Source organism: Paenibacillus sp. 4624, from assembly GCF_050435065.1.
Taxonomy (GTDB): domain Bacteria; phylum Bacillota; class Bacilli; order Paenibacillales; family Paenibacillaceae; genus Paenibacillus; species Paenibacillus amylolyticus_D.
The window spans coordinates 178,828-204,327 of record NZ_JBNDJR010000005.1 but is presented as its reverse complement, the minus strand read 5'-3'; the positions used below and the strand labels follow the sequence as shown (position 1 = coordinate 204,327).

19 protein-coding genes are annotated in these 25,500 nt (G+C 45.2%); 4 read left to right on the top strand and 15 right to left on the bottom strand.

Annotation, left to right across the window (positions count from 1 at the left end; all coding sequences use genetic code 11):
• From ABIE27_RS13715 to ABIE27_RS13690, 6 genes are all read right to left on the bottom strand, one after another.
• Entirely contained in the window at positions 1 to 636 is a 636-nt protein-coding gene (locus ABIE27_RS13715) for a YIP1 family protein (protein WP_123063476.1), read from the bottom strand.
• Positions 620 to 2,044, bottom strand: coding sequence for a hypothetical protein (locus ABIE27_RS13710; protein ID WP_429350825.1), 1,425 nt, complete (start codon positions 2,042 to 2,044; stop codon positions 620 to 622). Before ABIE27_RS13710 ends, ABIE27_RS13715 begins: the two co-directional genes overlap by 17 nt.
• Before the next feature lie 66 nt (positions 2,045 to 2,110).
• A complete protein-coding gene (locus tag ABIE27_RS13705) occupies positions 2,111 to 2,992 on the bottom strand; it encodes a carbohydrate ABC transporter permease (protein ID WP_397351719.1) in 882 nt (293 codons plus the stop codon).
• Positions 2,989 to 3,906 carry a carbohydrate ABC transporter permease gene (locus ABIE27_RS13700; RefSeq protein WP_429350824.1) on the bottom strand — a complete coding sequence of 306 codons (918 nt, stop codon included), beginning with the start codon at positions 3,904 to 3,906 and terminating at the stop codon, positions 2,989 to 2,991. Before ABIE27_RS13700 ends, ABIE27_RS13705 begins: the two co-directional genes overlap by 4 nt.
• A 58-nt stretch (positions 3,907 to 3,964) precedes the next feature.
• Positions 3,965 to 6,862 (bottom strand): extracellular solute-binding protein, encoded by a 2,898-nt coding sequence (locus ABIE27_RS13695; RefSeq protein ID WP_429350716.1) that lies wholly within the window; start codon positions 6,860 to 6,862, stop codon positions 3,965 to 3,967.
• A gap of 102 nt (positions 6,863 to 6,964) precedes the next feature.
• Positions 6,965 to 8,320, bottom strand: a complete 1,356-nt coding sequence (locus ABIE27_RS13690) for an extracellular solute-binding protein (protein WP_429350715.1) — start codon at positions 8,318 to 8,320, stop codon at positions 6,965 to 6,967.
• Between the two features lie 274 nt (positions 8,321 to 8,594).
• Between ABIE27_RS13690 and ABIE27_RS13685 the strand changes: the two genes are divergently transcribed.
• The gene (locus tag ABIE27_RS13685; RefSeq protein WP_123063481.1) at positions 8,595 to 9,359 is read left to right on the top strand and encodes a helix-turn-helix domain-containing protein; all 765 of its coding nucleotides are present in this window, start codon (positions 8,595 to 8,597) and stop codon (positions 9,357 to 9,359) included.
• 163 nt (positions 9,360 to 9,522) lie between these two features.
• On the opposite strand, the gene ABIE27_RS13680 is transcribed toward ABIE27_RS13685, so the two are convergent.
• From ABIE27_RS13680 to ABIE27_RS13660, 5 genes are all read right to left on the bottom strand, one after another.
• A complete protein-coding gene (locus ABIE27_RS13680) occupies positions 9,523 to 11,160 on the bottom strand; it encodes a response regulator transcription factor (protein ID WP_429350714.1) in 1,638 nt (545 codons plus the stop codon).
• Complete coding sequence (locus ABIE27_RS13675) at positions 11,135 to 12,901, bottom strand: sensor histidine kinase (RefSeq protein ID WP_429350713.1); 1,767 nt, start codon at positions 12,899 to 12,901, stop codon at positions 11,135 to 11,137. Before ABIE27_RS13675 ends, ABIE27_RS13680 begins: the two co-directional genes overlap by 26 nt.
• 38 nt (positions 12,902 to 12,939) lie before the next feature.
• A complete protein-coding gene (locus tag ABIE27_RS13670; protein ID WP_429350712.1) occupies positions 12,940 to 14,631 on the bottom strand; it encodes an extracellular solute-binding protein in 1,692 nt (563 codons plus the stop codon).
• Between the two features lie 138 nt (positions 14,632 to 14,769).
• Entirely contained in the window at positions 14,770 to 16,305 is a 1,536-nt protein-coding gene (locus ABIE27_RS13665; protein ID WP_429350711.1) for a family 43 glycosylhydrolase, read from the bottom strand.
• Positions 16,306 to 16,397: 92 nt separating this feature from the next.
• Complete coding sequence (locus ABIE27_RS13660) at positions 16,398 to 17,927, bottom strand: glycoside hydrolase family 43 protein (RefSeq protein ID WP_429350710.1); 1,530 nt, start codon at positions 17,925 to 17,927, stop codon at positions 16,398 to 16,400.
• A 205-nt stretch (positions 17,928 to 18,132) separates the two neighbouring features.
• Here ABIE27_RS13660 and ABIE27_RS13655 point away from each other — a divergent pair, with 205 nt between their 5' ends.
• From ABIE27_RS13655 to ABIE27_RS13645, 3 genes are read left to right on the top strand one after another with little or no spacing between them, the layout of a single operon-like run.
• Positions 18,133 to 19,014, top strand: coding sequence for a helix-turn-helix domain-containing protein (locus tag ABIE27_RS13655; protein WP_429350709.1), 882 nt, complete (start codon positions 18,133 to 18,135; stop codon positions 19,012 to 19,014).
• A gap of 32 nt (positions 19,015 to 19,046) precedes the next feature.
• Positions 19,047 to 19,493, top strand: coding sequence for a ribonuclease domain-containing protein (locus ABIE27_RS13650; RefSeq protein ID WP_123063487.1), 447 nt, complete (start codon positions 19,047 to 19,049; stop codon positions 19,491 to 19,493).
• 11 nt (positions 19,494 to 19,504) lie between these two features.
• Entirely contained in the window at positions 19,505 to 19,780 is a 276-nt protein-coding gene (locus tag ABIE27_RS13645) for a barstar family protein (protein ID WP_123063488.1), read from the top strand.
• Positions 19,781 to 19,937: 157 nt separating this feature from the next.
• Here ABIE27_RS13645 and ABIE27_RS13640 read toward each other — a convergent pair whose 3' ends face one another.
• From ABIE27_RS13640 to ABIE27_RS13625, 4 genes are all read right to left on the bottom strand, one after another.
• Positions 19,938 to 21,248, bottom strand: a complete 1,311-nt coding sequence (locus ABIE27_RS13640; protein WP_429350823.1) for a carbohydrate-binding protein — start codon at positions 21,246 to 21,248, stop codon at positions 19,938 to 19,940.
• Between the two features lie 418 nt (positions 21,249 to 21,666).
• Positions 21,667 to 22,587, bottom strand: coding sequence for a carbohydrate ABC transporter permease (locus tag ABIE27_RS13635; RefSeq protein ID WP_123063490.1), 921 nt, complete (start codon positions 22,585 to 22,587; stop codon positions 21,667 to 21,669).
• A gap of 15 nt (positions 22,588 to 22,602) precedes the next feature.
• A complete protein-coding gene (locus tag ABIE27_RS13630) occupies positions 22,603 to 23,544 on the bottom strand; it encodes an ABC transporter permease (RefSeq protein WP_240036724.1) in 942 nt (313 codons plus the stop codon).
• Between the two features lie 158 nt (positions 23,545 to 23,702).
• Positions 23,703 to 25,382, bottom strand: coding sequence for an ABC transporter substrate-binding protein (locus tag ABIE27_RS13625; RefSeq protein WP_123063492.1), 1,680 nt, complete (start codon positions 25,380 to 25,382; stop codon positions 23,703 to 23,705).
• Between the last annotated feature and the right edge of the window lie 118 nt (positions 25,383 to 25,500).

Sequence of the window (25,500 nt, the reverse complement as noted above, 5' to 3'; positions counted from 1 at the left end):
CTAACCCCGAAGCACTAATTCCTGATAGATCGTGTAGACAAAAGAGACAATCTGCTGCACAAGGCTAAAAAACAACAAGCATAGAAATGCCATAAATGCCATAGCTACAAGCGTGAGCAGCATCGTTAGAATCGTTTTGGCTGGTGTGTACTGATGCACGGTCATGTTGCCTACAAACAGCAGGTACACGGTCCAGCAAACCGCAATCGCGTTAGAAAAGTAATAAAATGCCGTTTCCTGTGCAGAAATAGCCAGACTTAGCCAGATCCACGGGAAATGCACCAGAAACATCGGAACCAGGGCAAAACACGTAGACATGAAAATTTCAGAGAACTTGCCCTCGCCGTCCATCAATGTAGTTAGCGACCAGTTGGCTACACACCAGAACAACACGGGAATAACAACGTACACCGTCTCAAGCAGGCTGTTCAGATACTTGGGATTGTTAAAATTAATCAGAAAGCCACTGTATTGGGCTTGCAAAATTTTGGTAAATACCAGTAACACCATAATCATCAAAGAGATTAGCAGTGTCGTTTTTTGATTCCGCTCATATTTCAATTCCCAATACCCGTCAAAGGGATGAAAAATGAGATGCAGCGGGTACTGGTACAATTGTTTACTTGATGCCTGCATTCGTTGTCCTCCTTTTCTGTCTGCGAACGATGGCGACGGTGACGAACGCAGCTACAGCCAGGAATATACCGGACATCACCCATGAAAAGTGCTCACGCATCAGTTCTTTACGATAGAGAAGAAAAGCTTTGGAATACCCTTGACGCTCCATGCTCTGTTTGAAGTATTGTGCCGACTCGGCATATTCTTTCTGGCGAAGCAGCGCTTTACCAATACCTGCATAGGCATATTCCAGATTGGCATTCATCTCGGCAGCCTTCGCAAACAGTTCCGAGGACCGATCTTCTTCTCCGTTGTAATAACTGCGCACGGCATCATGCAGTGTGCGTCCATACTCTGTGGTTTGGAATACTGTAATTTCACCAAGCGCTTTATCCAGTACAAGCATCCGGTCTCCCGCTCGCTCCAGCGCAACAGGCGTATTAAACATGCCCAACCGGTTCCCGATGCCACCAAAAATATGGAGCAGATAACCGTCGCCATTGTAGGTGAAAATACGGCCCCTGTTTGAATCGAGTACAGAGTACATATCGCTGTCACCTACATCGACATCAATCAGTCGGGATGGTCCAGCTTCTGTGGTATACCTTAGATCACCTTGAGGTGCTGAATATCCTTCTCTCCGTAAAATGTCTGTTCCTTGAGCATTTAATTTCTTGATCGGATCTTTGCCACGATCACCGCTGGTTGCGTAGATGAATCCTTCTTTGTCCATATCCAGATTGGTGAACTCGGTTGGAGTAAACATGACCATCTGACTGCGTTGCTCGCGAGTTGCGAATCGTTTCCAAAGATATTCGACCGGATCAACCTGAACCCGATTCGCACCAATAAAGGAGGAGAACTCGCCATCGGCGCTGAATTCCATGAATCCGTCAAATACACCTGCAGCCATCACGTAAATGCGCTCCCCTTGATCCATCACAATCCGAATAGGTTTAAATTGAAAGTTCTCATTTAACAAGTCCGACTTCGGTTCAGATACAATCTTCACGAGCTCTCCCTTGTTATTTAAATGCACAACCCGCTGATTATCCGAATCAGCTATCAATAAATCTCCTTTTTCCGTTACAAACAATCCTTGCGGATTTTTAAATTGATCTTCTTTGCCATCGTTTTTGAACGACTCGATCGTCCGTACTAGCTTGAAGTTGCGATCCATCTCTACAATTCTTCCATTGCCCGAATCAAGCACATAGACATGCTCATCTGTGGTGACATGCATATCACTTGGTTCCTTGAAAGGTGTTATATTCAGTTTCTTGCCTGTAATAATCGTTGTGGCTTCGTAAGCAGCCGGAGCTGGAACGGTATCTCCGTAATAGGAATAATGGTAGGCATCTTGCTCACCGTCTGCGCTCACAGGCAGTGCTGCTGAACTGAACAGCAGGAGGCAGACCATGCCCATGATGACCCATTTGCGTTGTTTCCATGTGCTTTTTCGCGTGCTATGTTGCACTTTGCTGCCTCCTTTCTATTCTTTCATGCCCGAAGTAGCCATCGTCTGCATAACACTGCTCTGAGAGATAACAAACAGCGTGATCGGTACAATCATGAGCAGCAACGCTACCGCTGCACCTACTCCCGCTCTTGCAATCCCGCCCTGTACGATCTGACTGAGTGCATAATGAAGCGTTTTGAGATTTTCACTGTAGATAAAACTTCCACCGTCTGTTCCCCACAGAGCAGGGAACTGCAAAATCATAAGTGTAAGCCATGCAGGCTTCACGTTAGGCATTACAATGCTCCAAAAAATCCGATATTCATTCGCACCATCAATCTTCGCTGCTTCCAGCAACGCATCAGGAATCTGTTCCATGAACTGTTTCATCAGGAACAGCCCGAGTGAGAACGCCAGAGAAGGCACAATGATGGAAGCGTGTGTGTTGATCCAACCAAGCCAGGACATCACCATGTAGTTCGGAATTGCGGTAACGTGCGGCGAGAACATCAATGACAAAATGACAATGGTGAACAATATTTTGGATCCCGGAAAACGATATTTCGCCAAGGGGTACGCTGCTGCAGATGCAAGCAGGATGTGCCCGGCCGTGCCCACTAATGTAATAAGAAGTGTATTGGCAATATATCGAGATAAGGGTACCCATGAATTGCCCATCAGATTAATCAAATCTGCGAAATTTTCTGTCGTCGGATTGTTCACCCAGAAGCGCGGCGGGAAGATAAAAAGTTCATCCAGCGGCTTAAAGGCATTGTTGACGGCATAAATCAGCGGAAGCACCATGAATGATCCGAACACGGCCAGCAACGCAAACAACATGAAACTGACGGTAAATGACCGGTTAAGTCTCTTCGGCATGCCGAAGATCGCACGTACTTTGCTGGTCATCGTCATTCACCTATCTTTCTCAGCATTTTTTGCGTGAAAATGTTCGTTCCAAGCATCAGTCCAAACAGGACGGTTGCGATCGCTGAAGCGTATCCCATCTCAAAGCGAATCGTACCAAAGTCCATCAAATGGGTGACCACGGTATGGGCTGCATAGTTAACACTTGGGAAACCTGCCAGTGCAATCGAGATTTCGGCTACTGCGAACGAAGCTGTAATCTGCATGACTGCCCCAAACATCAACTGAGGTCTCATGGATGGTAATGTGATGTACCAGAGCTCCTGCCAGCGGTTTTTGATGCCGTCCACTGTTCCGGCTTCCACCAGTGAGCGATCAATCGTCTGCAAACCTGCTATAAAGGCCAGAAAGCTGGTTCCGAGACTAAGCCAGAGCTGTACCAGAATCACGATGCCGAGTACATATTTCTCATTGGCAAGCCACTGAATCGGCTCCAGAATCACGCCAAGGCGCATAAGAAAACCGTTCATGTAACCGTAGCTGTCACCAGAGAAGATGATCAGCCAGATGAAAAATACATTACCAGAGATCGATGGTGCATAGAAAACCAGTGTCATAACCGCCCTGACTTTAGGAGACAGCTCATTGATGATCCAAGCAAACAAAAAACAGGCGATGTAACTGACTGGGCCCGTGATTACAGCAAACAGTAACGTGTTTTTAAGTGCGATCAGGAATACGTCGTCGTTCAGGAACAACCGCGAATAGTTCTGCCACCCGACAAAACGAGGCAGTTCCAGCATGTTAAAGTGGAAAAAGCTAAGACCGAGCGATATGCCGACCGGAATGACCGTAAACATGAAAAAGATCAGCATAAACGGTGCCATTAAGACGTAATAATGCCTGCTGAGATACAGATTCTTTTTCAATAAGGACCACCAGCCGACCTGGCGTGTATGCATGACAGGAGCGGCGGCTGTCTTGGATGTTTTTACTTCCAACCGTTACCCTCCCTTTCTTTTATTTCAGATTAAATTCCTTACGTTTCAGTTCAATCTCATCGTCAATATAAAGTACATAGTCTGATAAAGCCTCACGTGGATTTTCATTCGCGTTAACCACTTTGCGGAAGGCGTTATCCAGATGTCGGCCTGTAAAATAACCTCCTGGCATCTGTGGGATTCCTTGCACCCACTCCCATTGCTTCTCCAGGTTCTGGTAATCTTTCACCGGCCAAGGTAATTGCTCTAATGCTTCAATGTTCGCTGTAGGATAACGAGCAGCCGCTCCCATCAGTCCTTCCATTTCTCGTCCATACTCAATCTGGGTTGACTCATCCGTCCACCACTTCATGAATTTCCATGCCGCTTCTTTGTTGCTGGCATTTTCGAGCATCATGACCGCACTGCTCGCGCTAGCTACCTCATGCCTTATAGAACCATCCGGAAGCTGCGTGCCAGGCACAATCGTGAAGTCCCACAGGTTACGGATTTCCGGTGCTAATACCGTCAGCATGTTATAGGTCGTGTAGTCGGCAATACCGATCGGCATTTCTCCTGTACGGAAACGGTTCGGGAAATCGGCTTTCAGTGGGAACTTGTAATTCGTATAAAATTGCGTCCAGCGTTTGAATGCTTCCATCGAAATTTCCGAATCGAGTGCACTCTTTTTCCCGTCTTCAGTGTAGAAATTCCCGTCATTTTGATACAACAGCATCGCAAAAGTTGCGTTAGGAACCATGTTGGCATTGTTCAGCGTATCTTCAATCGGCAGATAGAACTCCATATTGTGCTTCTGCAATACAGCGATCGCATTATACACGTCCTGCCAAGTTTTTGGTGGCTCCAAACCTAATTCATTCAAAATATCCTTGCGGTAAAACAGCATTGGAAAATGCTGTTGCTCCGGGAGTGCATATACTCCACCGTCATACTCATAAGGTGTTATTCCGCTTGCCCGGAATCTGCTGGCCACCTCTTTAAAATCCGGAAACTTGTTCAGATCCGCTGCCGCATTTCTCATCGCATAGTTCACAGGAATATCTTCACCCATCTGCATCGCCACATCAGGACCTTCTCCGGAGAGCGTTGCGGGCAACAAAATATTCGGCGGCACAAGCCGTAGTTGAACAGACACATCGGTATCCGGTGTAAACGTATCGTCAATCATGCCCTTAAGAACTTGAGCCTGATCCCGTCCGGTGGTGATCCATACGGTGATCGAGTCCTTCTTTTTCTCCACGTTACCGATGCTGTCATAGTCTTCCGTGTAGGAAGCGACATAAGCACCAAGTTCATGCTTCACCTGTTGGAACGCAGAAGCTTCGGCCTTTGGCATTTCTTGTCCTGGAGGAGCGACAACTAGATAATCCATTGTAATCGGCTGCTCACGTACGGTCAGAATCCACGTGCCCAGACCGCCGACGTTAATTTTGAACGTATCCAACCGTTTCGGAACGGTTTCTGGTCTTGCCGCCATATCCTTGAGCTGTACTACCATGGCATTCAGAATGGCTACTTTATCACTCTGTTCCCCGGTTGCCTTTTCGAGATACGCAGCGACAGAGGTGAGGATCTCCGCTTGCTTTTCAAAAACCTCTGTCATCTCTGGAATGCGTTTCTCCAGCTGATAATCCCGTAGTGGATCCGGTTTGTTGGAGGTAATCATCAAAATTTTGCGGTACATCTCATTCAACTCAAGTACGCTTGATTCCACGGTTCGTAGTAACGGGGCTATATCGCCGAGTGTGACAGTCATCCGTAAGCGGTGTTTTCCCTTCTCCAGATGAAACTGATAGGGTTCTTCTCCCCCATTTCCGAGCACTTGTGTCTGCCAGGACGGACTGTAGTTGAAGCGAATTCGCTTCATCTCTTCAAACGGAACTTTGCCGTTAATGGTAAGACTCCGCGTGGCATAGATGCCCCGAAGCTGATCCTGCTTCACTTTTAACGCTATCTGGTACAAACCATCCTCAGGTACATCTATCTCCCATTCGACCCATTCCCCCGGAAGTTTCCAGTTCACGCCTCCGATCGCATTGATCCGAATTTTGGATACGTCGTAGGGTTCAAGAGATGGACTGGATCGATCCGAGATGGGTGCAAGTGTAGGTGAAGATTTGGTGATCGCTTCTTCGCCTTGCACTTTTAGCATGGTGGGACTGGCTGCCTTTAAACCTAACGAATCATACGTCTTCTGAATTTCGGCATACGTAGGAATGGCCTCTTCCTGATACAGTTCGATGTAATCAATCGCCATACTCTCTCTAAGAGAAGTCAAAGCTAATTGCTGTTTGCCTTTTTCAAAATAAAACTGAAACGGTTCTTCAAAATATCCGGCACTGTCTCGAAACGAAGCGAGCTGCCATTCCGGCTTCTCCACCTGTCTTGGTCTGAGATCGTTGCCCCGATCATCTTGACGGACGTGATCTTCGCGATTGCCCCATACCCTGTCGAACAGAAGTACATCTGCTTCCCGAAAGGGAACTTCCCCGTTTATCTCCAGCTTGCGCTCGATTCCGGAGCTTTTGCCTTCGACAGGATAATAGTGAATGCGAACCTGATATAAACCACTCACTTGAACGGGAACATCCCATCGAATGGTTCCGGATTCGGGTGTAATGACAGCACTGCCATCCAGCCCTTCATATCCTTGCACCACCTTGAACTCTCCGTTATCCGCCTCCGTATAAGCTTCACCTTGAATTCTTACGGTAGTATCGGGTTTGGCAGTGCTCGCATACGTTTCCTGATAATGTTCATAACTTCGTGAATCCCTGGTACCCGCTACAGCATCAAAATCCTCAAGTGCATGTACTGTCCCGGGGCTCTGATTCTTGGATGGATAGATCACGATGATCGAGAACACCAAAGCCAGAACAAGTGCCAGAATCAGTACCTTTTTCTTACGTGACCGCATGTTTGCATGTATCCCCTTTCCTGTAAGCGTATCAGCAAAAGAATGATTGACTAGGACAGACCGCACTTCTTACTCGCGCGTTCTGCCCGTATTTAGCAGTGCTTATTTGTATACCTCATCAATTGCGGCTTGGAAAGGAGCCTTGTATTTCTGAATCAACGTAGATACGGATACGCCTTCTTTCAGTTCTCCATCAAAATCCCAATATGGAAGGGACGGAAACGTGTTATGGTCGAGAACAAGCATGCCAGCTGCCACTTCTCTGGCATTGTTAATATCTGCTTCATCGGTCAGATGTCTTTCGAGCGTGGATTGTTCCGGATAATCATAGATGGAATCAATCTCATTGATTTTTTCCCAGATATACATCAGTTGCTCCGGATTTTCTACCGCTTTAGGGATGGTGATCGCTTGATAACGAGATTCACCGGAGTGGTATGCAGAAGCGCTAGGTCCTTTCGGGTACGGCAGGAAGCCGATATCATAGTCAGGCATATCTGTTTTGATGCCTTCAATCTCGTACATTGCTCCAGAATACATGAGTGTATTTCCTTGACGGAAGAAGGTAGCTGGTTCAGTCCAGTCACCGCCTTCTGTTGGTCTGCCCACTTTCTCTGTAGCTAATTTATTCAAGAAATCAAGCGCTTCTTTTGTTTTTGGATCTTCGAGGTTCTGTTTATCCTCTTTCGTCAGTGAAGCTTCGTTGGAATACAGGATTGGTTCAAGCAACCCTGTTTGAGCTAGGCCCCACGTATCCAGCTTGCCGTCATTATTCCGGTCTTTGTTGGCTTGCTTGGCTACAGCCAGGAAGTTATCCCAATTCCATTCGTCCGCATCAACATATTCCTGCAGCGGCTTCATACCAAGCTCTTGCATCAGAGTACGGTTGTAGAAAATACCGTTGATAAACGAAGACTTATCTTCCGTAAATCCGTAACCTTTACCTTCATATTGCATATATTCCTTGGTTGTTTTTTGATTGAATACCTGGTCGTTCTTAATATAATCATCTACCGGCCACAACAGATCTTGTTTGGTCAGTGCCGGAATCGCGTAGTTTTTACCGAGTCTGACAAAGTCGCCAAGCGGCTCGCCTGCCATCAAGGAAGCTACAACTTTCTCCTGATATTCACCAAAATCGATGGATACGTATTCGATATTAAAATTGTGTTTTTTCTTCAAAGCTTCGAGGTTCTCGAGTCGTTTGATATTGTCCGGATTGTTATCTGTAATTTGCATATCCCACCATGCCACAACCTTGATCGTTCTACCACCCATGTCAAAATCCATCTCCGGTGTAGAATTTTCATTTTTCGGCTCTGTTTCGGCTGGTGCTTGCTCCTCCTGCGGTGCCGGTTTTTCAGGTGCCGGCTCAGCAGAAGGTGCAGAACTACAAGCGTTGATCATCAACATGACCGCAAACAATAGACTCAGTAGCATAAACTTGTTTTTCTTCATTGTCTTCCCCCCTGATTGTCGTGTGCTACCAAAGTTTATCGTCCAAATGTAAGCGCAAACAACCTGCTTAAATACAGGTGTTTACCCGGTCAGATTATAGATCAGGTTCATTTGAGGAGTGATTTAGAGTATTTCACCTGCAATTGGTAAAGAAATGCACTCTCTGCAAAATAATGCACATTGTATGCGCTTTCTTTTCTTCCCATAATGAAATTAAGCCTTATTTCAGTTAAACATTCGATCGGAATATCAGGAGAAGGTGAGGTCATGCTTTATGTACAGTGTTTTACTTGTTGATTATAGCCGCCGCTTGTGTAGAGAGCTTGAACTGCTTCTTAAAGACAACAAACTCCCATTTACAATTACAGATTCAGTTTCCTCTTCAAACGCTGCTCTTGCCGCATTGTCTGACCGGGATTTCAGTGTTGTCGTTGTGCATACAGAGCATTTCGATACGGCTGGATTATGGTTGTGTCACCACATTCGAAAAACAAACGATATCCCTATCCTACTGCTTGGTGGAAGGGATCAATTCAGACTGGTTCGCAAAGCATTAACTTATCAGGTAAATGATTATTTACCCTCACCTTTTAGTGCTTCCGCGCTTGTACACAGTTTATACGGGCTTCTGAACAAACTTGGGCCTGTTCCTATGAAAAAAAAACCTGGCCTCAAGCCCACCATTCAGCTTAACGGCAAAGCGATGGATTCCAATCATGTGATTCGGATCGTGAAAGCTTACGTAAGAGATCATCTGAAAGAAGAGATCACGTTGAAAAAGATCGCGGATATGATGCATTTCAATTGTGCCTATCTAGGTCAAAAGTTCAAAATGGAGGAAAATGTTTCATTTAATGACTACATGCTACAGGAACGAATGAAAAAAGCCAAACAGCTTCTCCTGTCCACTGACCTGCGAATTTACGAAATTGCTTTGGAGGTTGGATATCGGGATATTGATTGGTTTTATAAAAAATTTAAAGCTTACGCCGGGTCAAGTCCTAATGCCTATCGCAGGCAAAAGGCTCACACGGCTTAATCCAACGATTGATATACGCAACCGAGTGGATACGGAGCGTATCCTCCATTTTATCCTGGATTATCTTAATTTTGCCGACAGTGTCTGCATATATAGAAAAATCTATCTAATGAAAAGCACGCAGGAGTTGCTACTCCTGCGTGCTTTATTACGTTCTTATTACTTACCGATCAGCCGAACGAGTCAGTAAAGTTTCGCGATACTCTTGAGGTGTCATGCCCGTCTGTTTTTTAAACAGCCTAGTAAACGAATGTGCAGATTCATAACCGACCTGAAGTGCAACTTCCCGCACCATAAGCTCATGGTTCATGAGCAGCTCCTTGGCCTTTCGAATTCGGCTATCATCAATAAATTCGGATAAATTAATGCCCATCTCCTGTTTGAAAAATCTGGATAGATACGAAGGATTAAAGTGATGCAGTTCTGCCAGTCGTACTAACGTAAGATCTTTTTCCAGATTACTCTTGATATAATTACACAAACTCTGTACGACCATATTCGCACGTTCCTCTTCGTTTGAACGTTTGAAGTTGACCAGCTCATCGGCTGCTAGATAGAGATATTGAACGGCATCTTTCATGCTTGAAAAATGATCCAAATGCAGAAAACTTCGCTGATCCGAGGTTTTCTGCTTGAGCCCCCAGCGATTAAATGCAGCGTAAATGGTCAATGCCAGATGATAATATGTCTCCATCGCCCGCTCCATCGTCATATCCTGTTGAAGGAGTTCTCCCACAAGTTCTTCGAAGATATCATAAAAGGATTGAAAACGCCCTGTCTCCAGAAAACCATTCATTGCCTCTACCCTGCTTGAGATCCTCAGTGATTCCTTCGGAGTACCCGCTTGAGGCTCCTTGTAATTGTCTGTCAGAACCATCGACATCCCATCCCCAACTTTCATCCACTGTAACAAGCGTAGACGCTCGTATTGCTGTGGAATTTGGAACCATTCACACCCCCGCCCACTAAGTGTACATGCAATCGACACGCCAAGTGAAGCTAGACACGACTCCTGTACAAGCTCTAACGTTCCTTCCATGTATCTGGCGAAATGCTGTTCTGCATCTCGTTGCCCATCTTTAGGTTGAAGGAGCCATACCGTATCACCATAATGATCCGTAGCACTGGCACATTCCATATACTCACTCATCAACGATGTTCCAATAATCCGAATAGAAGATTGAGCACACCCTTGTTCAACTTCTGCTGGTTCATTTTGCTTATTCAATCGTGCAAGTACCAGAAACACGGGAGAATCAGCTTTTAAATGAATCTCCCTCTCCAGTAGTTCGGCCTGAATTTCAACCGAAGAAGCAGCAGTTGAACCTTCCTGAAGAAGCTTTCGGATGTATTCATCCTGCCTCAATGCGGTTAGCCGGGATGTAATCTCGCTTTGTTGTTTCAGAAGATTATGCATATCATAACTTTCCCTGATCTCTTCCATAACCTGCTCCACCATATGCATCACTTTGTCGTACCCTTCTGTCTTAAGCAGGTACCGTACGTTGTTCATCTGAAAGGCTTTGTAGGCATATTCAAAATCACTGTGTCCCGTCAGGAAAATAATACGGCACTGCGGCCAGCGGCTTTGAATCTCTTCCGTCAGCTCCAGCCCGCTCATGCCCGGCATACGAATATCCGTCAACACAATATCAATTCTGGAACGCCGCATCCAAGAGAGTGCTTCTGTAGCAGAATATGCTTTGCATACATCCAGCCGATCCGGCATGTGTCTCGCAAATGTTTCATACAAACTATCCGTAATGATTTCCTCGTCATCTACAATCAGAAGTCGATACATTCATGTCCCCCTCTTTCCACTGGATTCGGATAACAACTTTCAAACCTTGCAGCTCACTTCGTGACAGAAATAATCCGCTTCCTTCGCCAAATGTCAGAACCAATCGCCTGTGGATATTCATTAATCCCGTTATGTCATCTGTCATAGCCTCACTATGCAGGAGATGTTGCAGCTTCTCTATATCTTCTGTCTGGAGATCATGCCCGTTATCTTCCACCGTAATCTCCGCACAGGATGTCTCTATATGAAATTGGATACGCAAAAGACCTTCGGTCGTATTTTTTTCAAGGCTATGCTCATAGGCATTTTCAATAATCGGCTGTATTACGAGTCTGGGAACCTGAATCTGTTGCAATTCCAGCGGAACTTCCCCGAATTCAACCTTGATTCGTCTGGAGAATCGCAGTTGCTGGATATCCGTATAAATTCGGGAATGATGTACTTCTTCCTTCAGCGGCACATGATCTGTTCCATTACGAGTAATAAAACGAAAATATTCTCCAAGCATATTCGTAAATTGTTCGATACGATCCGTTTCTCCTGTTCTTGCAAGCGAGTTCAGAATGAAGAAACTGTTGTACAAAAAGTGTGGATTAATCTGAGACTGGAGTTGCTTTAATTCAGCTCGCTGCATCATCATCGTTTTTTTGAAATCGCGGTCAATCAGTAACTGCAGATTCTCAATCATATGGTTGAAGCGGCCATATAGGAATCCGAACTCGTCTTTGCGATGGTGTACGATCGGGATATCCAGTACTCCGCCCTCCATCTTTTTAAATCTTTTGACCAGCAATAATAAAGGAATGTGAATCAGTTTGTACGTAGAGTAGAGATAAGCTGAAATGGCAATAAACGATGTGATGGCAAAAATCCATGCCCATTTATAAAATTTGCTCAAGGGTTTGGTGACCATTTTCTCAGGCAAATATGTGGCAATGGATAAACCAAGAGGTTCCATATGATGTTGGTTCACATGGTACGCTGTATCCTCTACATTTACGCGAAAGCTCTCCAGTGAGTTCTTTTGACTATATTCACGGTAATTGGCAAGAATGATCTCGCGCTCTTCCCGGTCTAAAATAGCAAAACCTGTTTTGTCTTCAATAAGAAGGGAAGCACTTTCAGGGTATAGATTAAGTTGAGATAATTCATTCTGAAACGCAACATTATCCAGTTCCACCTGAACAACAAACAGCGGCGAGTCTCCCATTTTGCCTGTTAAACGGACAGCACTCAGATTCAGGGTATCGTCTTTGACTGCGAATCGAATGCTTTCTTCGTGCGTGAATGAACTGAAATAATCGTATGAGGTATTATTAAATTCATCAATGCCCTGCACTGCAGAGATACTCTTGTGGACTGTAGGAATATGTACATAAACGTTCTTGATATAAACACTGCTGTTTTTGAAAGAGGCTAGCCGTTCGGACAAATAATTTAGTATTTCCCGTTTTTCAATTTGGTCCATATTGTTCCAGAGGATCGCCAGCCGATTCAGCTTGCGGTCCTCTGCAATGTCAAACTGCTGCAACTCCATCCACTCAATCTCCCGGTTCAGTTCGGTTGCGTATTGACTTAACCGCCTCTCTGTCGAGAAAGAAATTTCCTGACTTGCCGTATCATAGCTCCAGTGGTACAAATACACGCCCAGAAGAATCAAAGGTATGACAAAAACCAGGTAGGTCATAATCAGCCGCGCAAATATACTGTTAAACCACGACTGTGCCGGTATTTTGAACAACGAATTCCCCTCCTGATTTCAGATCAAAGACACCTGCCTTAATAAGATAAAGCGAACGCCTGGTGATCCCTGGCGGCATCAGTTCTATACCATGCGTTCACCTCCGATGTAATCTCTTTTCCGCCCAGCTCCAGCCAATCTTCTACAAATTGATCGAATTCTTCAATAGGTGATCCATAAATAATATTCATAAATACTTCGAGCTGCAGATCCCGAAGAATAATCTGCCGGTCTACCATCGTTTCCGTAATTCCACCTGTGAATTGATCATAAAGAAGCTGTCCATTTCTCTCGTATTCATCTGCGATGCTAAACGCACCTTTTGGCCCATAGGTTTGTTTCCATCCCCATCCGCTCTTCAAGCCTTCTGATTCATACGCAGCAATTCGTTTGTGAATAGCAAGCGCTTCGTTCTCCAGTACAGAGAAGTCACCTGTCTTACGTGCATCCCGAATATCTCGATATGCATCTAAATTTTTAGTTCCCGGAAAAGGAGTTACCGGAGACAGCATCCACACAGCACGTGAGTCGTCATTATAGTACGTTTCATATTCCGCATTCTGTCCCCAGTTTTTGTCCAGATGCAAATTCATTAGTTTAACGACAACTTCAGGATGAGCAAAGCCTTTTCTCACGGCAAAGTAATTCCCTGTATTGGAACGAAGCGGCACAATATTATTTCGACCTGCCTCGGCCACAAGTGGAAATGCCTGCCATTCTGCTTCCGGATCTTCTTCACGAGTAGACTGGACAACGAACGGAGTCCACTGCTCACCGTATAGCATGCCAATTTTCCCCTGTTGAATCAGACGATATTCCTTGCTTCCATTTTTGTAAGCAAAGTCAGGATCCAGCTGACCCTCAAGGTACATGGTCTGTAATACTTTCAGCGCCTTACGCACTTCTGGCTGTATGCCTCCATAGGCCAAACCGCCCTCTGAATCTTTAATCCAAATGTTCGGAAAAGCACCGTAACCGGCCATAAATCCCGAAACGCCCATAACCGGGTCCCAGAGATAACTCGTCAATGCAAGACCATAGGTATCTTGTTCTCCATTGCCATCAGGATCACGAAATGTAAACGCTTCCGATATTTTCAGCACGTCTTCCAGCGTTTCAGGTGCTGGCAGACCCAATTTATCCAGCCAATCTGTTCTGATCCACAAGTACTGTGCCGTTTCAATGGAAGAAGAAGATTCGGGGATTGCCATAAGCTTACCGTTAATCGTAGCTGCATCAAATGCGCCTTTCCCTTCGGCTTCCAAAATATTTTTGGTAAGTGGCGTGGCGAAGTCACGGTATACTTCCGTCAAATCTTCTATTAAATTGGCATTGCTAAGTTGCCTTAGCTGATATGGGTTAACTCTAACAACATCCGGGAAACGCCCGGCAGCAAGGGAAACCCCTAACTTTTGATTGTAAACATCTCCTGTTGCAATCCAGTCATACCGAATCTGAATGCCAAGCTCCTGTTCGTACAAACGAGTCCAGCGGTTATCGACCAGTGTCTCACCGGGTAGTTGCTCAATCATACGTTGCAGATCCTCTCCCGTTTCTCTGACAAAAGATACTTGAATGGGCGGGGAATAGGCCGACGAAGATAAGGCCTGCTGATCTTTAGATAAGGTGTCAATTTGCCCGGAGTCTCCCTGCGTATGTCCAGCGGGTATGCATACAGTTAAAAAGATAATAATTGTCCATCTTGTTTTGTACATCCATCGCTTATGCATGGTGACATGCCCCCATTTTGATTAAATGAACATATCTTTTTCTTTTCCAGAATTGTTATCATTGTACAACATTTGACCTGTCATGAGTACGAAAAAGCCGCCGTTTGGCGACTTTTATTTATAACTCTGAGCACGGATTTATGGAGCGATATGATATTCAAAATTCGAAAAGTCGGCCATGCCTCCAATCTCTTGTGTAGAGAACAGGAACAATCCAATTCTGCAACCCATAAAATGATCCAGCTTGTAAACCATTTTGTGCGGAGTCCCGAGGTTCTTCCATTCTGGCCCATCGAGATAGGCAAAACGACATTCATCTTGATTATCTACAAAATTGGCTGAGGCTTGCAGTTTCACTAGAGGTCCTGATACAGGTATACGGGCGTACTCTGTGGCAGGCTCCTGGTCAATCATACTGCCAAATATGCTGGTATCCTGACTCACTCTAGCCTGCATAACGAGGTAGTACTGACCTGCATTCTTGGTCATTGCGATCAAACCATAGGTGCCAATCAAAAAACATAGACCTGCATAATCACCATCATTCAGTCCACTGCCATCCAATGTTACTGACGCTGCACAAGCCGGACCCATGGCACGCTGAGTGAGTGTGTTCACTGCAAATGTCAGGTTAGGGCTAAGTTGACCCGTCCGAATTCGATACACTCCCGGTACTTCCGTAACAGACCATAAATCATCATGCGGCGTATGATTCCATTGCCAAACGTCCCGAAGCCGCACCTTGCCCTGATCATCCAACGTATATTCGAAACGATCACTTGCAACCAGCGGTTGGTAACGGTAGTCCGGCCTTGTACTGGTCAGATCGATTTGTTTCGGAGCCTCTTCTGAAAATACGGGTGCCCCCTCCTCGAAACGCATCGGTACCAGAACAGGAATTCTCCCTACAGCCCCATGGTCTTGAAAAAGCACAGCGTACCAGTCACCATCCGGTGTATCCACGATGCCGCCTTGAGCGACCCCTGAATTAAAGTATCCCATATCATCATCGAACACTTCTCCGCCAACAAATGTACCATCCAGCGTATCCGCCCTGTAACAAGCTTGCGTTCTTCGCCCTGCTGCCTTCGTCATATGGATCAGGAAGACATAATAGATGCCTTCAATTTTGTAAAAATGTGCACCTTCATACCCCAAGTAGTGTGGCTGATGGTCTGTCACTATGATACGATGCCTCCCCTCCGGCTTGGGACCGGACAGATCGGTTTTTAATTCGGTCAAGTGAATCTCTCGATTACCATGCACCAGATACACCCGTTCATCATCATCAAAAAATAACGAGCAGTCATGATAGAATCCTTCTACAATCTGTTTAGTCCAAGGCCCTGTTATCGTTTCAGAAGTATACAGATATGTCTTACGTGTGTCATTGGCTACAAAGATGACGTAATACTTGCCTTGATGATAACGGAGTGAAGCTGCCCACATTCCTTTGCCATAGATCTGCTCCCCGTTCTCCAACCGCTGCGCTGGTGTGTTATCCAGTCTGTCATACACATACGCAGCTGTTTCCCATTGGATCAGGTCGTACGAGCGCAAGATAACACATCCAGGCATCATATGCATGGTCGTACTTACCATATAATACGTATCTTCAACCCGAATGACGTCCACATCCGGATAATCGGCCCATATAATCGGATTTGAATACATCGTTTAAAACACCTCTTTTTTTGGAGTTCTGCATCCTATCTGTTCTGTCTGACTCCAGCTCTCCATTCAATGGGATAAATCCCTTCATGATGCTAGGCTTCTTCAAACATCCAGTGCTTTAAAAGGATACACGGGTTTTGTTCTGATGGCTTCAGTACAAGATAGAGATCGTGTTCATGCTGAGCGCCAGTTACTGATGTTAATGTCTCGATCCACTCTTGGCTTTCCGCTGATCCAGGAACATGTACCTTCCCAATTAACTCACCGTCTTCACGTCCTAGTCGAAGTTCAAGAGTACATGGCCCGCCTTGACTGCATACGGTTATAGTAAAACTTGCCGCCCCTTTTTGACCAAAATCTACACGCGAGATGGCGATCCAGCTTCCCCCATGCAACACACTGACAACCTCATCTTGCCTCGCAGACTCTCCTTTTTCTACTTGCTCCGAACCCGAGCCGCTTAATTGACGCGTGTTTACTCCCGCATTCCAGCCCATCGTTGACCCGCTGACCTTTTGATATGGATTGAATGATTTCAGTTGCTCTACACCTTTGTAGTCCGCTTGAATTGCTTTGATTCTTCCACTTGTATCTTCATACTGCACCTTGTTCAGATGTGTGGAACGATATCCTTCCGGAATATCCATCGCTTGGCACAGAGTCTGCGCATGATAAGCAATATACCACTGATTCCCCAGCGGGAAGATGGCATGATGATTGTTACCGCCAATTCCGAAGAAGTGACCCGGGTTTTTAAGGATTGTTCCCTGATACGTCCATGGACCCATCGGCTGCGCACTTGTCATGTATGCAATTTCTCCCGGCGACGGGCTATCCTCGTCACGTTCCACTTGGAAAAAGTTAGAGCAATACGTGTAATAGTAGATGTTATCATATTTATGTATCCCCGAATTTTCAAACATAAAGGGAGCAGGAATGATCTTGGCTTTACCCTCAACACTGACCATATCCGTTCCAAGTCTCATCACTCGCGCCGTATCGGGACGCTCTGGCTTCCCCTCGGGCACGCCTCCACCAAAATAAAGATAAGCTTGATGGTCATCATCCACAAGCACAGCAGGATCAAATAACCAGGTTACGTCTTCAACACCCGGCGTTTCTCTTGTCACCAAAGCCTTTCCGATTGGATCTGTCCAAGGCCCTATAGGTGTTGGTGCGCTCAGGACACCTATACCGCTGGCATTATTGGCAAAATACAAATAAAAACGATCTTCGCCGTTCAAACTGCGATGTGCCGCTGCTGGAGCCCAAGATTGGGAAGCCCAAGTAGCTGCTCCTTCCGGACCTGCTACTTTGATCTCCCCATGATCTGTCCAGTTGATCAAATCATCCGATGAGATAACTGTAATTTTATTGATTGACTGATAACTGTTTTTCTGAGGAATTTCATTCGCGTCATACTCCAGTTTATCACTGGTCATATAGAGGTAGACCCGGTTATTAAACACGAGTGCATATGGATCGGCTCCAAATTTGTGTGCCATTAGAGGATTGGCGTTGGGACGAAGCTTCCCAATTTCCTTTTTTGTATGTTGCAAATCAGTTGTTAAGCCAGGTTCAGACTTCTGCTCGCCAGCTTGTGTCATCGTTTCTTTATTCATTTCATTTCCTCCCGTGAATAGAATGATCTTGCCATTATCTTCAAATCTACTTTGATATCTAATATTAGGGCATAACAAATAGAAAGCGTTTGCAAATCAAACGTTTTCATGATAGGATGATTACATTTTAAGTGAAACTAAGTCCAATTTCATTGCGTAGTTTGCATGTTTTATTGCGCCAAATGACAGGAGGTGCTTCTGCGATATGTCTTCTGATTATTTTTATGATGCGATCCAGCCAGAGCTGTTGTACCGTCACCCCCTAACAACTTACAGATACGATTCCCGTTATCACCGCCACAATGCGTATGAAATCTACATATTCCTGAAAGGAAATGTGCACTTCTATGTCGATCATCGTTGTTATCCCATGCAGCGCGGCGACTTGCTTGTCATTTCACCTGAGGAGATGCATCGGACACTTATTGTGGACGAGGCTGAATATGAGCGAATCACGATTAACCTCAAGAAAACTTATGTCTGCCAGCTTTCCACGGTTTTAACGAATTTATTATCTTGTTTTGATCATCGTCCTGAAGGAAGTGGCAACATCATTCATCTGCATGAGGATCAGTTAAACCAACTTCTGTATTGGACCCGTCAGATTGAAGAATCAGCCGATTCTAATAAATATGGTTCAGATGTGCAGACCAATGCCGCCATGGCACAACTGCTTGTTCTGATCAACCAGTGGTTTCAGCATAATTCCTTTGTACCTCAAGATATCATGCCTGAACTAGTGTGCAGAACGATGGAATATATTGAAGAACACATCACACAACATATAACTCTTGGCGACTTAGCCGAACAATTTTATATGAATAGCACCTCGATCAGCCGACAATTTAAAAAGCATACCGGACTTACGCTTCGCTCCTACATTTTAGGTAGACGCATTGAACTTGCCAAAACACTCCTGTCAGATGGACTGAGTATCACAGATGTCTGCTTCCAGTCAGGTTTTAGTGACTATGCCAACTTCATTCGCAGCTTTACCAAAATCGTTGGAACCTCGCCAGGAAAATATACGAGATATCGGCAAGCCGAGGTTAGAATTGATTTGTTGCCGGAAACCGATTACCATTAAAAGCATTGTCATCATTAAAAGGAGATCAGAACATGCTTTTAAGAAAATGGTTGTATCCACTGTTCATTTTGCTTTCCGTATTGCTGGTGGCAGGTTGCACCTCACAGTTCATTACCAATACCAATACCGGTTCTCACGCTGGTCAGCCCTCCAAAGAGATGGGATTTCAAGAGGTCGCCGATTATATCAAAGAGCATCATGAACTCCCGCCCAATTACATTACGAAAAAAGAGGCTCGTAAGCTGGGCTGGGAGCCTAGTGAAGGCAATCTGGATAAGGTAGCTCCGGGAAAGAGCATTGGCGGTGACGTATTCAGAAATCGCGAAGGGTTGCTTCCCAATAAAAAAGGTCGGATCTGGTATGAAGCGGATATCCATTATACTGGTGGAAAACGTGGAAGTGACCGGATTCTATATTCAAGTGACGGTTTAATCTATCAAACCACCGATCATTATAAGACCTTTCAACAGATCAAATAACGGAGGAACACATGAATATCATTCAGATCGACGGTCGTTACCTTCTTAATCGGGAATCACTCCATCAGTGGTTGCAGGATAAATTGCAATTGGACGAGCACTACGGACACAATCTGGATGCACTATGGGATGCCCTGACAGGTGAAGCCAACATGCCGCTGACGATCCGCTGGAGCCATTTTGATATAAGCAGAGAAAAGCTCGGTGATTATGCAGATCAGGTGGTTGATTTAATGCGCGAAGCAGAGCAAGAGATTGACGAATTCACATTAGAGTTATGGTCATAATAGAACAGGCTGCCTAAGGGCAGCCCGTTCTACTATCTTCTACTATCTTTTTTTAACTTCTTTTGACTTCTATTCACTTCTTTTCCTCGTTCTTCTCTTCCTTATATCTATACTTGCTCTTTAACTTCTTGCCTTGTTCTCTTTATTCACATCTGCCTTAAGGCTGCACAACAAATGTTGTTACACTTTGGGCTGGCAGATCTGCTGAGAATCCGTTTCCGGACATCTGCAGGGCAGAGCCAGCTGCCAGATTTCGTGTGCTGTCGGTTACCCAGGAGGATACAGCAGAGGCTGTTCCATTTTGCACGGTGAATCGCTGATTCACGCTTGAAGTGTTTTTGTTAATAGCCACGATAACGATCTTGTTATTCGCTCCCTTGTATGCAGATACATACACGCCGTTTGCCGGATTTTTGGTTGCATCTACTCTGACATCACCCGGACGTACGAATTTGGAGTAATGAGCCATACTGTAGCCACGTTTACTTATCGTTCCGTCTTCTTTAATCGGCCCATAATTTCTACGGATATACCACCATACATACGTCTGAAAATTACCTTCAACCATCGCGTTGTACATATGCTCCGCTACCCCGAGCGCTTCAGGCCAGCGATCTGCTGAATTAGTTTCACTGTTTGGATAGTAAACTTCCGTCATCCAAAGCTCTTTTCCTGCTCCCTTTTGTTCGAATAACGGATACGGAAAGTCGCTGTATTGTGTACCATACGTATGTGCCCCCAGAATATCCATATTCGCAAGGGCTTGCGGATCATTCAAAATAGGGTCCGACATGTTTTTCACATAAGAGAAGGATTCCGGGGCAATGACCCGATTGTTGATGGAACCCGCGTTTTCTTTCATGAAACGAAGCATTTCCTCTGGAGACCACCATGTCCAGTCATGTGCATAGTCCGGCTCGTTTTGTACGGAAATCGCGTACAAGTTCACGCCGTTATTTTTCATAAATGTATCAAATTCATTCAAATATTGAGCGTAAGCCTCGTACTTGTCGTACTTGAGTCGTTTGGCCTGTGTAATCTGTGTATATGCAGTTACGTTGATGTTATCGATGTTTGGTCCACCCGTTCCTGTAGTAACCAGCTTCAACGTGCTTGTGCCATTCACCATCGGTACCTGAATCGATTTGTCCTTCCATGTGTTTCCACTGCCTGTAGCTTCAAATGGTATGTTACTAAGCGCTAATGTGCCGTTCACGTAGACATCCAGGTTGCTCGTTCCTGATGGAAGTGAATATCGAATTTTAATGTTTTTGGTGCCGGTGCTGCCAATCAGAATCGTATTCCACTGAACAGCCGAGCCACTCGCGTTTTGGAAAGAAACATAACCTGATCCTGTATATCCTGTAAAAGAACTCCCCGCTACTGCACCAGTCAACGTTGTCAAAGATTCAGCTTCATACGTTGAACCACCGCCCGAAGTAGTGCCCAGGGTGACCAGTTCCGTCATATCTGTTGGTGGATTCCAAGGAGATGCAAATACAATCGCACCATGCTCAATCGCCTTTTTCGCAGTCTCCACTTCCCGTAGCCAGTTGTTCCTGTTCTCATCAATCGGAATTCGTAGTACAGAAAATCCAAGCTGGTTAGGTCCATTGCCAAAGGCCGTCTCCCGCTCAGACGCAGTGAGATCACCAATCCAGCCGGAATGCGTCATACCTCCAAAACCCCGAATCACTTGTTTAGGTGCAGTTACATTAATTACAGCATCGTTTGCAGCAGACACTTTAGAAGAAACGGGTACGTAAAACAGAGGCAGTGCTGTCATAGCTGCAAGCATCGTACAGAGTGATTTTTTGATCAAAGCATTCACGATGTCTCATCTCCCGACAATTAAAATTCGAACACATCAACCTTAACCTTAACTTTTATCCCTTTACGCCTCCAATAGTCATACCTTGTACGAAATATTTCTGAAGGAACGGATAGACCATCAGGATTGGCACACTTGCTATTATGGTCATCGTTGCTCGAATGGAAGTCGGCGTCACGGCTACGCCGCTGTTCTCGGCAGCCTGATACACATCACTTGCTGATGAAGTTGCTGCTGTCGTAGAAGTTTGCAGAATCTTCATCAATTCATACTGCAGCGTGCTGAGTTCCTTATTGGAAGAGTTGTACAGGAAGACGTCAAACCAAGAGTTCCACTGACCGACTGCGACGAAAAGGGAAACGGTAGCCATGGCCGGAATCGTTAACGGCAGCACTACTCGAATAAATGTCGTAAATTCCCCGGCTCCGTCAATTCGGGCCGACTCCAGAATGCCTTCAGGCAAACCTTCAATAAAGGAACGAATTACAATCATATTGAACACACCGATGATACCCGGAATGATATAGACCCAGAAAGAGCCAATCAGGCCGAGATCACGGATCAACAGATAACCCGGAATCAGTCCTCCGCTGAAGTACATTGTGAAGACAAAAAACATCGTCACGAACTTACGAAGCACAAATTCCTGCCTGCTGAGTGTATAAGCAAGCATCGCCGTACAGAAAACAGACACGATCGTTCCGATAATTGTACGAAGCGCCGAGATCAGCGTGGCATGGTAGATGTCGGATTCTCCAAAAATATATTTGTAGTTATCCAGTGTCCACTCCCGAGGCCACAGATAAATACCTCCGCGAATCGCATCATTTGCATTATTCAGCGAAACAGCGATCATATTAATAAACGGATAAATTGTAACAATCATCAAACAGATCATGAAAGTGATATTAATGGCATCAAACGCCCGGTCCCCGGCACTGCTGTTCCGCAAGCGGGATGATTTTGCTTTTGGCATGGCCTAGGCCTCCTCTTAGAATAGTCTGCTTTCTCCCATTTTTTTGGCGATATAGTTGGCGGTAAAGAGGAAGATGAAGCTGACCACAGTTTTGAAAATCCCTGCCGCTGTACCCAAAGAGAAGTTCCCCATTCCCAAACCATACTTCAAAACAAAGATATCCAGGTTCTCTGAATAATCCATATTCATTCCGTTGCCCAGCAAATATTGAGGTTCGAACCCAGATTCGAGGATGCTTCCCATATTCATAATCAGCAAAATCACGATAACCGGCTTCAAACCAGGCAGTGTAATGTACAGCATACGTTTGAAACGACTGGCTCCGTCAATCTCAGCTGCCTCATACTGAGCAGGATCAATGGCTGTAATGGCCGCCAGATAGATGATCGTGTTCCAGCCGACGTCTTTCCATACTTCGGTGGCCCCAAGTATGCCCCAGAAATACTCCCCTTTGCCCATCCACAGCACTGGACTGTCTATCAAGTGCAGTTTCATAAGAATGAGGTTGATGATACCATCAGGTGAAAGTACAGTAAGCACAATACTTGAAGCAACAACCCAGGAGATAAAGTGAGGCAGGTAACTGACCGTTTGTACAAAACGTTTAAAAACGATATTTTTCAGCTCGTTTAACAGAAGTGCCAGCGTAATCGCTGTAACAAATCCGAGTACCAGCTTGATGGAACTCATCACCAGCGTATTTCGCAGCACCCGATAGAACGTATTATCTTCAAACAGGGTCTGGAAATGCTTCATTCCTACCCACTGCTGATCTGCGAAAGCTCTTGCCGGTTTGAAGTTCTGGAACGCCATCGTCCAGCCCCATAACGGCAAATATTTAAATACAAACGCCCAAATCACAAAAGGAATACACATAAATGCCAAGCTACGCTGCTGAAGCAGTCGTTTGTAGAAGCTGTTTCCTCGATCACCCTTTGGACGGGAAGCCCGTGGAATCGATTGAAGGGGTACGTTTGGTTCCTCCACGATGCAGATACTCCTTTCCCTTTTCTGTTATTCGTGCGCGGAGAAAGGTTGTTATAGAGGGCTGTGCCCCTTTTTCTCCAGCGCACGTAACAGTTTGTTTTATATTTTTTTATTTTTGTTGGATCGAATTACCACTTGCCAGCAACGCGATTTTGAATGACCTCAGTCATTTTTTTCTCGTAACCTGCTTTATCCAGCTTGCTGAATTCGGCCATGTAAGCATTCCAAATATTGTCGAAGTTTGAAGGTGCGCTCAGAATCATCTCAGGCAAATATTTGCGCTGTATATCATCTGATTTGGTGGTGAACACCTGTTCAGGTGAACCCTGCTCAAGAGCAATGGACCATGCAGGGAACCACGGACGCTCTTCCGGCTTGTTGAACAGTTCACTGAACGTTTCGATGCCATAAGCATCAAGGAATTTTTTATCTCCTTCGGTATATGTTGCTGCGACAACTTCCGGCTGATTACCTGGATTGTATGCGTTCCCATCAGACAGCGTGGATTCTGTACCATAACGCGGCCAGTCATTGGCGAAATAAGCAAAGCCGAATTTGCGGCTCAGTTCTACATCGTCATGCATTTTCCGCTGCTCATCATTGGCGTAATAGAAGCGGCCCTTTTCATCTACGCTGTATGTTTGATCCTTGATACCCCACTGCACGAGGATCTGATTCTCTTCTTTGAGCAAATTATCAAAATACTTGATGATCCGTTCAGGGTCTTTCGCATTCACGCTAATTCCGGTTGCATAGTTGTTTACAAAGCCAGGAGGATCAATGTATTGGTCTTTGATGTTTTTGTCAAAGACGATTGGCAGAGGTGCATACCGCTTCTCGTCAATGCCTGCCGCAAGCAAGTTATTGGTTGCATCTCCAACCTGCCATGCGTAGTTAAAATAACCGAGAACCCGACCCGAGGTCAGTTTCGCTAAATACTGATCCTTATTCATCGTGAATGATTCCGGATCAAGTAAACCTTTTGCGTTAATTTCATTCAGTTTTTTGATCCAGCGTTTCTGTTCTTCCGTGCCCGAAACCGTTCTTGCGACATGGGTTTTCATATCTACCATAACGCCGCCGTCGTTTGGATATCCTGCAAGGTGCATGGCCGGATTCTGCAGGGTGAAGAAGTTATTGGCTACACCAGCAAGCGACACAAAACCGATGGTTTCTGCTCCGTCAACCTTCGGATGCTTCTCTTTGTAATCCTCGATCAGATCAAAATATTCATCAAGCGTCGTAATTTTAGGATAGTTAAATTCCTTCAGTACAGAACGTTGAATCCAGAAAGCTCCTCCGCCAATGTTAGGACTGCCTGAATATTCGCCCTGGTTGGCTGTATAAGGCAGCGCATAAATTTTACCGTCTTCCGGGTTTCTCATTTTGTCGAAGTAAGGTCCATACACTTTCTTAATATTCGGACCGTATTTTTCGATCAGATCATCTAACGGAATGTAAGCTCCGGCATCCAGCAATTTGGACATCTCTCCGCTGGAGGCGATAACATCAGGATAGTCACCGCTCGCAATCATAACCCCAGCCTTTGTGGCACTGTCACCAACCAGATATTCCATTTTAAAGTCCACACCCGTCTGCTTCTGCAGCTCTTTACCAATCGCCGTTTCACTTGCCAAAATGTCTTTCTTGCCAGAAGAAAACATATAATACGAGAATGTGACAGGGCTGTTATCATCTTCTTTTCCTGTAGATGAGGCCCCTGGAGATGAGCTTCCAGACGAGCACCCAGCCAACAGGGATGCCAGCAATACGGCTAGTCCTGTCGTTTTCAAAAGCGGTTTTAACATGTGTTTTGTTCCCCCTTTTTAGTTAAACGATGTATGTAAGCATTTTCAATATATCAAGATAACGCTTTCATAGTTACCTACAAAACTGTACATTGTTCTTAAAAAAGTATATCGAACT

Coding starts and splice junctions, on each gene's coding strand:
- ABIE27_RS13650 (WP_123063487.1), top strand. CDS start 19,047: ATGCTTTTAAGAAAATGGTTGTATCCACTGTTCATTTTGCTTTCCGTA.
- ABIE27_RS13695 (WP_429350716.1), bottom strand. CDS start 6,862: ATGCGGTCACGTAAGAAAAAGGTACTGATTCTGGCACTTGTTCTGGCT.
- ABIE27_RS13715 (WP_123063476.1), bottom strand. CDS start 636: ATGCAGGCATCAAGTAAACAATTGTACCAGTACCCGCTGCATCTCATT.
- ABIE27_RS13655 (WP_429350709.1), top strand. CDS start 18,133: ATGTCTTCTGATTATTTTTATGATGCGATCCAGCCAGAGCTGTTGTAC.
- ABIE27_RS13665 (WP_429350711.1), bottom strand. CDS start 16,305: ATGTATTCAAATCCGATTATATGGGCCGATTATCCGGATGTGGACGTC.
- ABIE27_RS13685 (WP_123063481.1), top strand. CDS start 8,595: ATGTACAGTGTTTTACTTGTTGATTATAGCCGCCGCTTGTGTAGAGAG.
- ABIE27_RS13700 (WP_429350824.1), bottom strand. CDS start 3,906: ATGCATACACGCCAGGTCGGCTGGTGGTCCTTATTGAAAAAGAATCTG.
- ABIE27_RS13710 (WP_429350825.1), bottom strand. CDS start 2,044: ATGGGCATGGTCTGCCTCCTGCTGTTCAGTTCAGCAGCACTGCCTGTG.
- ABIE27_RS13690 (WP_429350715.1), bottom strand. CDS start 8,320: ATGAAGAAAAACAAGTTTATGCTACTGAGTCTATTGTTTGCGGTCATG.
- ABIE27_RS13660 (WP_429350710.1), bottom strand. CDS start 17,927: ATGAATAAAGAAACGATGACACAAGCTGGCGAGCAGAAGTCTGAACCT.
- ABIE27_RS13645 (WP_123063488.1), top strand. CDS start 19,505: ATGAATATCATTCAGATCGACGGTCGTTACCTTCTTAATCGGGAATCA.
- ABIE27_RS13640 (WP_429350823.1), bottom strand. CDS start 21,248: ATGACGGAACTGGTCACCCTGGGCACTACTTCGGGCGGTGGTTCAACG.
- ABIE27_RS13680 (WP_429350714.1), bottom strand. CDS start 11,160: ATGTATCGACTTCTGATTGTAGATGACGAGGAAATCATTACGGATAGT.
- ABIE27_RS13705 (WP_397351719.1), bottom strand. CDS start 2,992: ATGACGATGACCAGCAAAGTACGTGCGATCTTCGGCATGCCGAAGAGA.
- ABIE27_RS13625 (WP_123063492.1), bottom strand. CDS start 25,382: ATGTTAAAACCGCTTTTGAAAACGACAGGACTAGCCGTATTGCTGGCA.
- ABIE27_RS13635 (WP_123063490.1), bottom strand. CDS start 22,587: ATGCCAAAAGCAAAATCATCCCGCTTGCGGAACAGCAGTGCCGGGGAC.
- ABIE27_RS13670 (WP_429350712.1), bottom strand. CDS start 14,631: ATGCATAAGCGATGGATGTACAAAACAAGATGGACAATTATTATCTTT.